Origin of the sequence: Nocardioides soli (assembly GCF_014191495.1) — a bacterium.
In the GTDB taxonomy this organism is placed as follows: domain Bacteria; phylum Actinomycetota; class Actinomycetes; order Propionibacteriales; family Nocardioidaceae; genus Nocardioides; species Nocardioides soli.
In genome coordinates, this window is the sequence record NZ_JACHWR010000002.1 from 913,914 (window position 1) to 927,883 (window position 13,970).

Annotated in this window: 14 protein-coding genes; 11 read left to right on the plus strand and 3 right to left on the minus strand. The window is 71.5% G+C overall.

Features of this window, described 5'->3' with window-relative positions; all coding sequences use genetic code 11:
• Positions 1-47: 47 nt before the first annotated feature.
• The 11 genes from FHU40_RS14825 to FHU40_RS14875 all read left to right on the plus strand — a co-directional run bounded on the left by FHU40_RS14825 (position 48) and on the right by FHU40_RS14875 (position 10,943).
• Positions 48-1,199 (plus strand): ABC transporter substrate-binding protein, encoded by a 1,152-nt coding sequence (locus FHU40_RS14825; protein ID WP_183593065.1) that lies wholly within the window; start codon positions 48-50, stop codon positions 1,197-1,199.
• A gap of 114 nt (positions 1,200-1,313) precedes the next feature.
• Positions 1,314-2,198, plus strand: coding sequence for an ABC transporter permease subunit (locus FHU40_RS14830; protein WP_183593066.1), 885 nt, complete (start codon positions 1,314-1,316; stop codon positions 2,196-2,198).
• The gene (locus tag FHU40_RS14835; protein ID WP_183593067.1) at positions 2,195-3,082 is read left to right on the plus strand and encodes a branched-chain amino acid ABC transporter permease; all 888 of its coding nucleotides are present in this window, start codon (positions 2,195-2,197) and stop codon (positions 3,080-3,082) included. The genes FHU40_RS14830 and FHU40_RS14835 overlap by 4 nt, the downstream gene beginning before the upstream one ends.
• An 8-nt stretch (positions 3,083-3,090) precedes the next feature.
• Positions 3,091-3,858 (plus strand): ABC transporter ATP-binding protein, encoded by a 768-nt coding sequence (locus FHU40_RS14840; protein WP_183593068.1) that lies wholly within the window; start codon positions 3,091-3,093, stop codon positions 3,856-3,858.
• The gene (locus FHU40_RS14845) at positions 3,851-4,570 is read left to right on the plus strand and encodes an ABC transporter ATP-binding protein (protein WP_183593069.1); all 720 of its coding nucleotides are present in this window, start codon (positions 3,851-3,853) and stop codon (positions 4,568-4,570) included. Before FHU40_RS14840 ends, FHU40_RS14845 begins: the two co-directional genes overlap by 8 nt.
• Position 4,571: 1 nt before the next feature.
• A complete protein-coding gene (locus tag FHU40_RS14850; protein ID WP_183593070.1) occupies positions 4,572-5,087 on the plus strand; it encodes a pyridoxamine 5'-phosphate oxidase family protein in 516 nt (171 codons plus the stop codon).
• 6 nt (positions 5,088-5,093) lie between these two features.
• The gene (locus FHU40_RS14855; protein ID WP_183593071.1) at positions 5,094-6,689 is read left to right on the plus strand and encodes an AMP-binding protein; all 1,596 of its coding nucleotides are present in this window, start codon (positions 5,094-5,096) and stop codon (positions 6,687-6,689) included.
• Entirely contained in the window at positions 6,686-7,447 is a 762-nt protein-coding gene (locus FHU40_RS14860) for an enoyl-CoA hydratase/isomerase family protein (RefSeq protein WP_183593072.1), read from the plus strand. The genes FHU40_RS14855 and FHU40_RS14860 overlap by 4 nt, the downstream gene beginning before the upstream one ends.
• A gap of 136 nt (positions 7,448-7,583) precedes the next feature.
• Positions 7,584-8,363, plus strand: a complete 780-nt coding sequence (locus FHU40_RS14865) for an enoyl-CoA hydratase-related protein (RefSeq protein WP_221199844.1) — start codon at positions 7,584-7,586, stop codon at positions 8,361-8,363.
• A gap of 16 nt (positions 8,364-8,379) precedes the next feature.
• Positions 8,380-10,047 carry an AMP-binding protein gene (locus tag FHU40_RS14870; RefSeq protein WP_183593073.1) on the plus strand — a complete coding sequence of 556 codons (1,668 nt, stop codon included), beginning with the start codon at positions 8,380-8,382 and terminating at the stop codon, positions 10,045-10,047.
• 11 nt (positions 10,048-10,058) lie between these two features.
• Positions 10,059-10,943 carry an aldolase/citrate lyase family protein gene (locus FHU40_RS14875; protein ID WP_183593074.1) on the plus strand — a complete coding sequence of 295 codons (885 nt, stop codon included), beginning with the start codon at positions 10,059-10,061 and terminating at the stop codon, positions 10,941-10,943.
• Between the two features lie 65 nt (positions 10,944-11,008).
• On the opposite strand, the gene FHU40_RS14880 is transcribed toward FHU40_RS14875, so the two are convergent.
• The 3 genes from FHU40_RS14880 to FHU40_RS14890 all read right to left on the minus strand — a co-directional run bounded on the left by FHU40_RS14880 (position 11,009) and on the right by FHU40_RS14890 (position 13,873).
• The gene (locus FHU40_RS14880) at positions 11,009-11,776 is read right to left on the minus strand and encodes a crotonase/enoyl-CoA hydratase family protein (protein ID WP_183593075.1); all 768 of its coding nucleotides are present in this window, start codon (positions 11,774-11,776) and stop codon (positions 11,009-11,011) included.
• A gap of 70 nt (positions 11,777-11,846) precedes the next feature.
• Positions 11,847-12,605, minus strand: a complete 759-nt coding sequence (locus tag FHU40_RS14885; RefSeq protein WP_183593076.1) for an SDR family NAD(P)-dependent oxidoreductase — start codon at positions 12,603-12,605, stop codon at positions 11,847-11,849.
• 59 nt (positions 12,606-12,664) lie between these two features.
• The gene (locus tag FHU40_RS14890) at positions 12,665-13,873 is read right to left on the minus strand and encodes a thiolase family protein (RefSeq protein ID WP_183593077.1); all 1,209 of its coding nucleotides are present in this window, start codon (positions 13,871-13,873) and stop codon (positions 12,665-12,667) included.
• Positions 13,874-13,970 lie beyond the last annotated feature (97 nt).

The following is a 13,970-nucleotide window of genomic DNA, read 5'->3' on the forward strand; positions in this document are numbered from 1 at the left end:
TGGACCGGCAACTACAAGTAGCTGGAGGAATGATGAGCAGAGCGCGGATGCGCACGGCCGTACTGGCGGGGCTGGCGATGGCCACGGCGCTCGGCACGGCCGCCTGTGGTGGCAGCGCCGACGGGTCCGGCACCGACGGTGACGGTGGCGTCGCCACGACCATCACGATCGCCCAGGTGCAGGACCAGACCGGTGCCGTCGCCTACGCGGGCGTGGGCGCCAAGGAGGGTGCCGAGCTCGCGGTCGAGGAGATCAACGAGCAGGGCTTCCTCGGCGACGGGGTCACCATCGACATGGAGGTGTTCGACACCGCCGGTGAGATCGAGCGCGCCTCGAGCGAGATGAACAAGGCGATGGGCAACAAGGACGTCATGGCGATCCTCGGCCCCACGCAGAGCCAGCAGGCGGCCACCGTGGCCCCGCTGGTCGGCCGCCAGAAGGTCCCGACCGTCTTCACCCAGGCCGGCGCCGAGGGCATCGTCGTCAACGACTACACCTTCCGGGCCACGCCGCCGATGGAGAGCTACTACGAGCCGGTCCTCGACTGGCTGGAGGCCGAGGGCGCCACGAGCGTCTCGGTGCTCTACAACGCGACCTTCCCGACCTTCGCCCTGCTGGGCAAGGACTCCGTCCCGGAGTGGGCCGAGGAGCGCGGCATGGAGGTCGTCCAGTCGCTGCCCGTCGAGATGACCACGCAGGACTTCGCCGGGCAGGCGCAGCAGATCGCGAGCAAGGGCGCCGACGCCCTCGTCATGCTGCTGATCGCCCCGCAGTCGGTCACCGCGCTGGGTCAGCTCCAGGACGCGGGCTACGACGGTCAGATCGTGGCCACCTCGGTGCAGGCCGCGGGCAACATCTCCGAGGCCGGTGACGACGCCAACGACCTGGTCTACCCGGTGCCCTTCTCGGTCGCCTTCACCGACGAGTCGTCGGTGGCCTTCACCAAGGCGTTCGAGGCGAAGTTCGACAAGTCTCCCAACCCCTACAACGCCGACGGCTACGACGCCATGTGGTGGATCGCCCGCGCCATCAAGGCCTCCGGCGACTCCTCCCGCGAGGGGATCCAGGAGGGGCTGCAGAAGGTCGCCGCCGAGGGCTACGAGGGCGCCATGGGCGCCGTCACCTTCGACGGCAACGACGCCCGGGTCCCCGGTCAGCTCGTCCGCTGGATGGACGGCAAGGAGACTCTGGTCAACTGACGGTCGACCGACACGGGTCGCACCGGGTGGTCGGCAGGATCCCTCTGCCGCCCACCCGGTGTCCCGTGGCTCACCGACCGCCCGACGCTTGGAAGTACGACGAGAGGAACCCACGTGCAAGACCTGCTCAATGCAGCGACGCTGGGCTCGATCTACCTGCTGTTCACGCTGGGAATGGCACTGGTCTGGGGAACCATCGGCATCCTCAACTTCGCCCACGGCGCCACGTTCATGTTCTCGGCCTTCATCGGTCACGTCGTCACCAAGCACACCGAGCTGCCCTTCCTGGCGGTGATCGCGATCGCGGTCGCCGTAGGAGCGGTGATGTCCACGCTGACCCAGCTGTTGGCCTTCCAACCGATCCTCAAGCGCTCCAAGAACCAGCACGCGGCCGAGATGCGGATCCTCATCGGCGGCATCGGCGTCGCGGCCATCCCGCTGGCGATCGCGCAGCGCTACACGCGCTCCAGCCCGTTCGGCTTCCGGAGCAGCTACGACGCCGAGGTCTACCAGTTCCTCGGCCTGCGCATCACCACCACCGCGCTGATCATCATCGTCACCGGCCTGGCGATCGGCATCGCGCTGACCGTCTGGCTGCGCAACTCCCGTCAGGGCCTCGCGCTGCGCGCGATCGGCGTCGACGCCGAGACCAGCGCGGGCATGGGCGTCAACCGCCCGGCCCTCGCCCTCGGCACGATGGCGGTGGCCGGCGGCCTCGCCGGCCTGGCGGGCGCCCTGCTGACCTTCCACCTCGGCGCGATCGCGCCCGAGACCGGTGACACGCTGCTCATCAAGGCGTTCGCCATCGTCGTCCTCGGCGGCCTGGGCTCGATGCTGGGCACGGTGCTGGGCGCCTACATCCTCGCCGCCGCCGAGACCTTCGTGATCTTCATGAACTGGGGCACCTGGGTCAACGCGGTCAGCTTCGGCCTGATCTTCCTGATCCTGCTCGTGCGCCCCCAAGGGCTGCTCGGCCGCAAGGAGGTGCGTCGCACATGAGTGACTGGTATTCGATGAACGTCGTCCTCATCCAGACGACGCTGACCACGCTGTTGCTCGCGCTCAGCATCCAGGTGCCGCTGCGGTACGGCGTCTTCTCGTTCGCGGGCGTCGGCGCCTTCGGCATCGGCGGTTACACCGGCGCGATGGCGATGGTCCACGGCGAGTGGAGCACCTGGCCGGCCGTGCTGCTGGGCACCCTGGTCGCCGGCGTCTGCACCTTCCTGCTCGGGCTGGTCGTGCAGCGCCTCACCGGTCTGTACATGGGCATGGCGACGATCGCCTTCACGCTGATCATCTCGGTGCTCGCGGTCAACGGCGGCGACTGGACCGGTGGCGCGATGGGTCTCTACGGCGCCATCGGCGAGATCACCACCATGCACATCGTGCTCGCGGTCCTCATCGTCGTCGCGTTCCTCGCCTGGACCGAGTACGGCCGCCGCGGGCGCAAGGTGGACACGGTCCGCGAGGATCCCGAGCTGGCCAACGCGCTGGGCATCGACGTCAACGGCTACCGCCGGCTCTCGTTCCTGATCTCCGGCCTGATCGGTGGCCTCGCGGGTGCGATCACCACGCTGCTGCGCTCGACCATCACCCCGTCCGAGGTCAACTTCCACCTCGTGATCCTGGCGCTGACGGCCATCGTCGTCGGTGGCGCCCGGTCCTGGGTCGGCGCGCTGATCGGTGCGGTGATCTTCGTCTGGCTGCCGACCTTCCTCTCCTTCGTCCAGGAGTGGGAGAAGGTCGCCTACGGATTCATCGTCGCGGTGGCCGCGATCTACCTGCCCAACGGCGTGCTCGGCGTGGTGAAGGACCTCTGGCACAAGAGCCGCACCCGTGACGAGCGCGCCCGCGTGGCGGTCGGCCTCCAAGAGAAGAGCTGAGGACCATCATGGCTGAGAACACGGTGGAGGAGACGCGCCGCGGGCGGCCCCTGCTCGAGGTCGACGACGTCGCTGTGCACTTCGGCGGGGTCAAGGCGGTCGACGGCATCACGCTGGAGCTGCGCGCCGGCCACATCTACGGGGTACTGGGCCCCAACGGCTCGGGCAAGTCGACGCTGCTCGGCGCCATGACGAGGCTCACGCCGATGACCCGCGGCAGCTTCGTCTTCGAGGGCAACGACTACACGAGGCGTCCGGCGCGCACGGTGCACCACATGGGCATCGCCCGCACCTTCCAGACGGTGCGGCTGCTCGACGACCGCTCGGTCCGCGACAACATCCTGCTCGGTCAGGACACGCTGGCGAAGGCGGGCCGCAAGGATGCCGACGCGCGGGTCGACGAGGTGATGGAGCGGGTGGGCGTCACCGCGGTCGCGCGGATGCGTCCCGACGAGCTCTCCTACGGCATGCAGCGCCGCGTCGAGTTCGCCCGGGCGATCATCGGCAGGCCGCGGCTGCTGCTGCTCGACGAGCCGACCGCCGGCATGAACTCCTCCGAGCGCGAAGAGATCGGGGCGCTGATGAAGCAGCTGCTCGACGAGGGGATCACCCAGTTCATCGTCGAGCACGACGTGCAGATGATGGTCGACACCTGCGACTACCTGTTCGCCATGAACTTCGGGAAGCTGATCGCGGAGGGAACGCCCGCCGCCGTGGTCAAGCACCCGGCCGTCCAGGAGGCCTACCTGGGGAAGGGAGCGGGCACGCATGCTTGAGGTCACCGACCTGCACGTCAACTACGGCCCGGTCAACGCCGTCCACGGCGTGTCGTTCGCCGCCGAGGCGGGCAAGATCACGCTGGTGCTGGGTGCCAACGGCGCCGGCAAGACGACCAGCCTCCGTGCGGTCGCCGGCTTCCACAAGCCGAAGTCGGGCCGGGTCGTCCTCGACGGCCAGGAGATCACCGGCACCTCCGCCCACAAGGTCGTCCGCAAGGGCATGGCGCTGGTCCCCGAGGGACGCAAGATCTTCTTCCCGCTCACCGTGGAGGAGAACCTCAAGGTCGGCGCCTACGTCGCCCCGCGCGCGAGCGTGGACCAGGGGCTGGCCGTGGTCTTCGAGAAGTTCCCGGTGCTGGCCGACCGGCGGCAGTCCGCGGCCGGCCTGCTCAGCGGCGGGGAGCAGCAGATGCTCGCCTTCGGCCGGGCACTGATGTCGCAGCCGCGGCTGATGCTCCTCGACGAGCCCTCGATGGGCCTGGCCCCGACCATGGTCGACCGGGTCCTCGGGAGCGTGCGGGCGATGGCCGACGAGGGCATCGGGATCCTGATGGTCGAGCAGAACGCCGATGCCGGACTTGAGATCGCCGACCACGTCGTCGTCGTCAACCGGGGCGAGACGGTGTGGACCGGCTCGGCCGCGGAGGCCGGCGGCAGCAGGGCGATCGTGCACGCGATGCTGGGCGACGCCGCCCTCGACGAGGCCTGAGGTGGGCGCCGACGTCCACCGGCCCGGCGAGAAGCACGTCGAGGACCTGGCCGAGGCGAGGCTCAGCGTCACCGGTCAGCGGGAGCTGTGGGACGCCCAGACCGAGGGTGTGCTGACCTTCCTGCAGGACGGCCTGCCGACCGCGGTCGTGATGAGCTACCTGGTCGACGCCGAGGGCCGCTTCTGGTTCGCCACCGTGGAGGGGCGTCGCCAGGTCCGTGGGGTCGACGCCGACGGCCGGGTGGCCGTCGTGGTGTCGAACACCGGGACCGACCTGCCCGGCCGCCGGATGGTGGCGCTGCGCGGCGACGCGACGGTGCACCGCGATCGCGAGATCGTGATGGCCGCCGTACGCCGTCTCGCCCCGCGTCTCGCGCCCGACGACCCCGACGCCTTCGTGCGGCTGCTCGACAGCCCCAACCGCGTCGTCATCGAGGTGGTCCCGACCAGGATCACCTCGTCCCACGACTCGCGCCGCCTGGCCGGGGACGGCCGCGGCGGCCCTGCCCCGGAGTGAGGTCGCGTGCCCGTCGTCGAGAGTGTCGGCACCACCGACCTGAGCATCGGAGCCTGGCTGGCTGCCGTCGCGGCAGATCCGGCGCGCGCGATGGCGGAGGTGGTCGTCGAGGACGAGCGCACCGACGCGGCCGGGCTGCTCCGCGACGCCGGGGCGGTGGCCGCCGGACTCCTGGCCCTCGGGCTGCGGACCGGTGACCGGGTCGCGGTGCTCACGCCGGCGCGGCTCGCGTCGCTGCAGGCGTGGTTCGGCATCGCCGGCGCCGGCCTGGTGGAGGTGCCGCTCAATCCGGCCTCGGGTGCCCTGCTGGTCCGGCACTGCCTGACCCAGTCCGGCGCCCGGGTCGCGGTCTGCGCCGCCGAGCAGGTGCCCCTGCTCGCCGAGGCCCTGGACGGGGCCGCGGCCGTCCTCGAGCACGTCGTCGTGATCGACGACGGCAGTGCTGGTGAGGCCGCCCTGCCCGACGGCGTGGCGACCAGCGCGTTCGCCGACCTGCTCGGCCACGCGCCGGTCGAGCTGCCGCCGGTCGACCCGACCTCGACCGCGGTGATCCTCTACACCTCCGGGACCACCGGGCCGCCCAAGGGCGCGCTGCTCTCGCACCGGGCCAACGTCAACCTGGCGATGCACACCGTGGAGCTGATGGGCTACACCCCGGAGGACCACCTCTACAGCGTCTTCCCGCTCTACCACTCCAACGCGCGGTACTGCTCGGTGATGGCCGGCCTGGAGGCCGGGGCCCGGGTGCTCCTGCACCGCAGGTTCACCGCGTCGGGCTTCTGGGGGATCTGTCGTCGCCAGGGGATCACGGCATTCAACTACCAGGGCGCGATGATGAGCATCCTGCACAAGCAGCCGCCGAGGGCCGACGACCGGGACAACCCGGTGCGCGCCGCCTTCGGCGCACCCTGCCCGCCCGAGATCTTCGAGTCCGTCGAGCAGCGCTTCGACGTCCGGCTGACCGAGATCTACGGCAGCACCGAGGTCTCGCTGGTCTGCGAGATGCCGCCGCAACGGCGGCGGATCGGGACGGCGGGGCGGGAGTCGCCGATCTACCACCTCGCCGTCGTCGACGAGTGGGACCGCCCGGTGCCCGCCGGCACGGCCGGCGAGATCGTGGCCCGGCCCAAGCAGCCCGGGTGGATGTTCGACGGCTACGAGTCCGACGCCGCCGCCACGGTGGAGTCCTGGCGCAACCTGTGGTTCCACACCGGCGACCGCGGCGTGCTCGACGACGACGGCTACCTGACCTTCCTGGACCGGGTGAAGGACACGGTGCGGCGACGCGGCGAGAACGTCTCGACCTGGGAGGTGGAGCGGGTCGTCGCTGAGCACGAGTCGGTCGCCCAGGTCGCGGCGTACGGCGTGGCCTCCGAGCTGTCCGAGGAGGAGGTGATGGTGGCGGTGGTCCCGGCGCCGGGAGCCACCGTCGATCCCGAGCAGTTGCTGGCGCACTGCCACGGCCGGCTCACCTTGTTCGCGACCCCGCGCTACGTCCGGGTCGTGGCCGCCCTGCCGTTGACCCCCAGCCAGCGCGTGGAGAAGTACCGGCTCCGCGCGGAGGGGGTCACCGTCGACGCCTTCGACCGGGAGGCGGGATGAGCTACGAGCGGTTCGCCCTCGACCGGCGACCCGACGGGGTGCTGGTGGTCACCATGGCGAGGCCGGAGAAGCTCAACGCGATGGACCAGCAGTGGTTCGCGGAGCTGACCCGGTTGATGCGCGGCCTGGGCAAGGACGGCGACACCACCCGCGCCGTGGTGCTGACCGGATCGGGGCGGGCCTTCTCCGCGGGCGGGGACATCGACATGTTCCACGACCTCGCCGGGGACGTCCACCGGGTCCGCCCGCACCTGATGCGGGTCTACGAGGCGTTCGCGTCGGTGGAGCGGTGTGCGGTTCCGGTGGTCGCCGCCGTCAACGGTCTCGCCTTCGGCGGCGGCACGGAGCTCACCCTGGCCTGCGACATCGCGCTGGCGGCGGAGTCCGCCACGTTCTCCTTCAAGGAGGCCTCGGTCGGCCTGATGCCCGGCTACGGCATCGTCCGCGGCCCCGACGTGATCGGCCGGGCCTGGACCCGCCACCTGGCGCTCACCGGCCGCACCGTCGACGCCGCGCTCGCCGAGCGGATCGGGATCGTGCACGAGGTGCACCCCGACGACGGACTCCTCGACGCCGCGGTGGCCGTGGCCACCGAGATCGCGGCCAACTCCCCGCTCGCGGTCCAGGTGGGCAAGGCCTTCCTCAACCGCGGCAGCGAGGTCGGCTTCCCCGAGTCGGTCGAGGCGGTCGCACTGCTCTTCGGCACGCCGGAGCACCGGGAGGCGGTCGCCGCCTTCCGCGGCCGCCGCGGCCGCTGACGCGGCCCCGGGTCGCGGGCGGCGACGGAAGGCCGGGTGCCGGTGTTCCGAGGCATGGTGATGATTGCGGCGGGAGAGCACCCGCGATATTGTTGATCATGAAAACCATCAATAGGTGGACGTAGGGAGGAGCGCCGTGGGCAGCATCGAGGTGGCCGAGCGCCGGGACGTCGTCTGGATCACCATCAACGCCCCGGAGCGGCGCAACGCCTACGACCTGGAGATGGCGCAGGACCTGATCCGCGCCGTCGAGGGGGCGGCGGAGGCCACGGCCGTGGTGGTGCGCGGTGCCGGCGGCAGCTTCTGTGCCGGCGGGGCGCTCACCCAGCTCGGCGATCCCGACCCGGCCCAGCTGCGGCAGCTCTTCACCACCTCGGCCCGGCTGCTGGACGCCATCCGGGCCTGTCCGCGCCCGGTGATCGCGGCCGTCGACGGCCCGGCCGCCGGCGGCGGCAACGAGCTCGTGGTGGCCTGCGACTTCGCCATCGCCACCGAGCGCTCCACCTTCGGTCAGACCGGCCCGAAGGTCGGCTCGGCGCCCGTCCTCGGCGCGACCAACGTGCTCGCCGTCCAGATCGGCGAGCGCCGCGCCAAGGAGATGGCGATGCTGTGCCGGCGCTACACCGCGGCGCAGGCGCTCGAGTGGGGGCTGGTCAACGAGGTCGTCCCCGACGACGGACTGGACGACGCGGTCGACCGCTGGCTGGACGAGATCGACGCACTCAGCCCGCGCTACCTCGAGATCGCCAAGACCAGCTCCAACCAGTGGTGGCACCAGTCGCGGGACAACATGGCCGCGAACCTCGGCGCGCTGATCCAGGCGATCGGCAGCGAGGACATGCTCGAGGGCGCCCGGGCCTTCCTGGAGAAGCGCAAGCCCGACTTCCGCGGCGCCCGGCGCCGGCGGAAGTCCTGACGAGGACGGGACGAACGTGACCTTCCGCTACTACCGAGACCTGAAGCCGACCTTCACCGACCGCACGCAGTGGGCGCTGCCCACGGTGCTGCGGCACCACGCGGCGCGGCGGCCCGACGCGGTGTGGCTCGACTGCCCCGAGGAGGGCCGCACTTGGACGTACGCCGCGATGCTCGCCGCCGGCGAGCGGGTCGGCCGCGGCCTGCTGGCGGCGGGGGCGACGCCGGGCGACCGCGTGGTGATCGTCGCGATCAACTCCTCGCAGTTCGTCCGCACCTGGATCGGCACCGCCATGGCGGGCCTGGTCGAGGTGCCGATCAACACCGCCTACGAGCACGACTTCCTGGCCCACCAGGTGAGCACGGTCGAAGCGAGCCTCGCCGTCGTGGACGACGTCTTCGCGGCCCGCTTCCTCGACATCCCCGACGCCGCCAAGTCCATCCGCAAGTTCTGGGTCATCGACACCGGCCACCGCGACGAGGCACTCGAGCGACTGCGCGCCGCGGGGTACGAGGCGGCCGCGTGGGAGGAGCTCGACGAGGAGGCGACCGCTCCCGGCGTGGTCGAGGGCAGCATCGAGCTCCCGGAGGTCCGGCCGCAGGACCTGGCCTCGGTGCTCTTCACCTCGGGCACCACGGGCCCCTCCAAGGGCGTGGCGATGCCGCACGCCCAGATGTACTTCTTCGCCGACGAGTGCGTCTCGCTCGTCCGGCTCACCGCGGACGACACCTGGATGTCGGTGACGCCGCTCTTCCACGGCAACGCGCAGTTCATGGCGGCGTACCCGACGCTCGTCGCCGGCGCCCGCTTCGTGACGCGGAGCCGGTTCTCGGCGAGCCGGTGGATCGAGCAGATCCGCGAGTCGCGGGTGACCGTCACGAACTTCATCGGCGTGATGATGGACTTCATCTGGAAGCAGGAGGAGCGCGACGACGACGCCGACAACCCGTTGCGCTGCGTGTTCGCCGCGCCCACCGCCGCCACCCTGGTGCGGCCGATGCGGGAGCGCTTCGGCATCGAGGCCTTCGTCGAGGTCTTCGGCCTCACCGAGACCTCCGCGCCGATCATCTCGCCGTACGGCGAGGACCGGCCGGCCGGTGCCGCCGGGCTGGCCGCCGACGAGTGGTTCGACGTCGCGCTGGTCGACCCGGAGACCGACGAGGAGGTGGCGGTCGGCGAGATCGGCGAGCTCGTGATCCGGCCCAAGGTGCCGTTCATCAGCTCGATGGGCTACTTCAACATGCCGGACAAGACCGTCGAGGCCTGGCGGAACCTGTGGTTCCACACCGGTGACGCGCTCCGGCGCGACGCGGACGGCTGGTTCTACTTCGTCGACCGCTTCAAGGACGCGCTGCGACGCCGGGGCGAGAACATCTCCTCCTACGAGATCGAGACGTCGATCCTGGCCCACCCGGCCGTGGTCGAGTGCGCCGTGATCGCCGTCCCGGCGTCCAGCGAGGCCGGCGAGGACGAGGTGATGGCCTACGTCATCACCCAGGCCGACGTCACCGCCGAGGAGCTGTGGCGGCATTGCGACAGCCGCATCCCGTCGTTCGCCGTGCCCCGCTACCTGCGCTTCGTCGACGAGCTGCCCAAGACGCCCTCCCAGCGGGTGCAGAAGGCCAAGCTGCGCGGGCTCGGCGTCACGGCCGACACCCACGACCGAACCCCCGAGAACCGCTAGCAGGAGTCGCCGTGCATCCCTACCGCTCCGTCCTCTTCGTCCCCGCCCACAAGCCCCAGTGGGCGGAGAAGGCGCTGGCCGCCGGGGCCGACTGCATCGTGCTCGACCTGGAGGACTCGGTGCCGGACGACCTCAAGGAGTCGAGCCGGGAGACCGTCCGCACCACGCTGGCCGAGCTGCGGAAGGCGGCCCCGCACGTGGGGCTCTTCGTGCGGCCGAACGCCCTCGACACGCGGATGGCCGGTGCCGACCTGGAGGTCGTCGTCCGTCCCGAGCTCGACGGCCTCTTCGTGCCCAAGGTCAGGGACGCCACCGACGTGCTCCGCTGGGAGACGCTGATCGACTGGTTCGAGGCCCGCAACGGTGCCGAGGGGCTGGAGATGATCGTCCCGGTGGAGATGGTCGACGCGATCGTCAACTGCTACGAGATCGCCGGTGCCTCGGAGCGGGTCGGCGCGATGATCGGCCCGACCTCCGCGCACGCCGACATCGCGCGGGCGGTGGGCTACCGGCAGTCCCCCGAGGGGACCGAGACGCTCTACCTGCGCAGCCGGATCCTGCTGGCCTGCCGGCAGTACGGCCTGCACGCCCTGACCGGGCTGTGGGAGGAGCTCGCCGACCTCGACGGCCTGCGCGCGTTCTCCGACTACGGGCTGCAGCTGGGCTTCCGCGGCCAGATCGCCATCCACCCCTCGCACGTCGCGGTGATCAACGAGGTCTTCACGCCGTCCGACGAGGAGGTCGCCTACCACGAGGAGCTGGTCGCGACCATCGAGGCGGCGGTCCTCGAGGGGCAGGGCGCGGTGCGCTTCCGCGGCACCCACATCGACCTCGCGCACGCCGACAAGGCCCGCGACTGGCTGGCCCACGCCCGCCTGGTGCGCCGGGAGGCGTGAGGTCCCCCAGTCCGACCTCGGGCCGAGGATCTTCCGCCCCGGCCCGAGGCCCTGCCAGCTCTGGTCTAGCTGCCGCTCCAACGCGGCTCGCGCTTCTCCATGAAGGCGAGCGCGCCCTCCTTGGCGTCCGCGGACCTGCGGATCGGGTCGACGTACTCCTCCTGGCGGTCGAACTTCTCCGCCAGCGGCCAGTCGACCGACCGGACCAGGACCTGCTTGGAGGCGGCCAGCGCGAGCGGTGCGTTGGCGGCCACCTCCTCGGCCAGCCGGAGCGCCACCGGCAGCGCCTGGCCGGGCTCGGCCAGCCGGTTGACCAGGTGGACCTCGGCGGCGTCGGTCGCCGGCCACATCCGGCCGGTGAGCGCGAGCTCCATCGCCAGGTGGTAGGGGATCCGGTGCTGCAACCGCAGCAGGCCGCCGGCCGCCGCGGTGAGGCCGCGCTTGACCTCGGGCAGGCCGAACCGGGCGGCGCTCGAGGCGACCACGAGGTCACAGGCGAGCACGATCTCGAAGCCACCGGCCAGCGCGTAGCCCTCGACCGCGGCGATCAGCGGCTTGCGCGGGGGCTGCTTGACGAGGCCCGCGAAGCCGCGCCCCTCCACGACGGGCAGCTCGCCCCGGGCGAACCCCTTGAGGTCCATGCCGGCGCAGAAGGTCTCGTTGGCGCCGGTGATCACGGCGACGCTGAGGTCGTCGCGGTCGTCGAGCATAGCGAGCGCGTCGGCGATCTGGTGCGCCATCGCCATCGACATCGCGTTGCGGGCCTGCGGCCGGTCCATGGTGAGGACGAGGACCCGTCCCCGCTCCTCGACCTTGAGGTCCTGGTCGGTCATCTGTCGTCTCCTGTCAGCGGACGTCGGCGCGGACGTCGGCGCGGATGTCGTCGGCGGTCAGCGGGGGCCGTCAGCGGGGGCTCATCCGGATCGCGCCGTCGAGGCGGATCGTCTCGCCGTTGAGGTAGGGGTTCTCCACGACCTGCTGGGCGAGCATCGCGAACTCGTCGGGCTGGCCGAGGCGGGCGGGGTTGGGCACCTGTGCGCCGAGTCCGTCGCGGATCTCCTGGGAGAAGCGGGCGAGGATGGGCGTGTCGAAGACGCCCGGGGCGATCGTGTTCACCCGGATGCCCTTCGTGGCCAGGTCGCGGGCGGCCACCAGCGTCATGCCCACCACGCCGGCCTTCGCCGAGGCGTAGGGGATCTGGCCGATCTGGCCCTCCCACGCGGCGACGGAGGCGGTGAGCACGCAGGCCCCGCGCTCGCCGTCGACGGGCTCGTTGCCCGCCATCCGGGTCGCCGCCAGGCGCAGCACGTTGAAGGTGCCGACCAGGTTGATGTCGATCAGCTGCCGGTAGAGGTCGAGGTCGCCGGGGCTGCCGTCGCGGTTGACCAGGCGGACCGTGCCGCCCTTCCCGGCGCAGTGCACCAGTGCTCGCAGCGGTCCGTGGCGCTCGGCGGCGTCCAGGGCCGCGTCGACGGCGGCGGGGTCGGTCACGTCGGCGTGGGCGAAGGTCCCGCCGATCTCCGCGGCGAACTCGGTGCCGAGCTCCTCGTTGAGGTCCAGTACGACGACGTGGGCTCCCGCCGCGGCAAGGCGGCGGGAGGTCGCGGCGCCGAGTCCCGACGCGCCGCCGGTGACCAGGGCCGAGGCTCCGGTGAGGTGCACAGCGTTCTCCTTGGTGGACGGGTCCCTCGGTCCCGGGAGGGACGGCAGGACGGGGCGGGTCAGAGCCTCTCGATGATCGTGGCGTTGGCCATGCCGCCCGCCTCGCACATCAGCTGGAGGCCGTAGCGCTGGTCGTGGTCCTCCAGCGCGTGGAGCATCGTGGTCATCAGCCGGATGCCGGAGGCGCCCAGCGGGTGGCCCAGGGCGATCGCGCCGCCGCGCGGGTTGAGTCGCGCGGGGTCGGCCTTGAACTCCTCGAGCCAGGCCAGAGGGACCGGGGCGAACGCCTCGTTGACCTCGACGTGGTCGATCTGGTCCAGGGTGAGCCCGGACCGCTCGAGCACCCGGTGGGTCGCGGGGATCGGTCCGGTGAGCATGAGCAGCGGGTCGCTGCCGACGACCGACATGGTGTGCACCAGGGCGCGCGGTCGCAGGCCCAGCTCCTCGGCCCGAGCCCGCGACATGAGCAGCATCGCGCCCGCGCCGTCGGTGATCTGCGAGGAGTTGCCGGCGGTGGTCGACCAGGCGACCTGCGGGAAGCGCGCGGAGAGCTCGGGGGTCTCGAAGACCGCCTTGAGCCCGGCCAGCTTCTCGGCCGTGGTCCCGCGTCGGATGGTCTCGTCGGCGGTCACCACGCCCTGCGGCGTGTGGATCGGCACGATCTCACGGGCGAACGCCCCGGCGTCCTGCGCGGCGGCCGCTCGCTCGTGCGAGAGCGCGGCGTACTCGTCGAGCTCGGTGCGGGTCAGGCCCCACGCGGCGGTGACGAGCTCGGAGGCCACGCCCTGCGAGACCAGGCCGGGTGCGAACCGCTCGCCGACCATCGCGCCGTACGGATCGGCGCCCATCCGGGCGGACCCCATGACGACGCGGCTCATCGACTCGACGCCGGCGGCCACCACGACGTCGGCCTCGCCGGACCGGATCGCCTGGGCCGCGAAGTGGACGGACTGCTGGCTGGAGCCGCACTTGCGGTCGATCGTCGTGGCCGGCACGTGCGCCGGGAGTCCCGCGCCCAGCCAGGCCATCCGGCCCGGGGTCGCTGACTGCTCCCCGACCTGGGAGACGCAGCCGACGATGACGTCGTCCACGGACCCGGGGTCCACGGCGGGGGAGCGGTCGAGCAGCGCGATGAACGTCTGCGCGAGCAGGTCCACCGGGTGGACGTCGGCGAGCGCGCCGCCCGCCTTGCCCCGGCCCACCGGCGTGCGGACGGCGTCGACGATCACGGCGTCTCGGCCGCTGCTGGCTCCTTGCGCGTTGACCATGGCTATTGCTTATCATGATTGTCATGCCTACGTCCATGAGTGTCCGGCGTCCGGCACGCCTCTCGCGGACTTCCTTGACAGCCGCCTGATGCCAAAT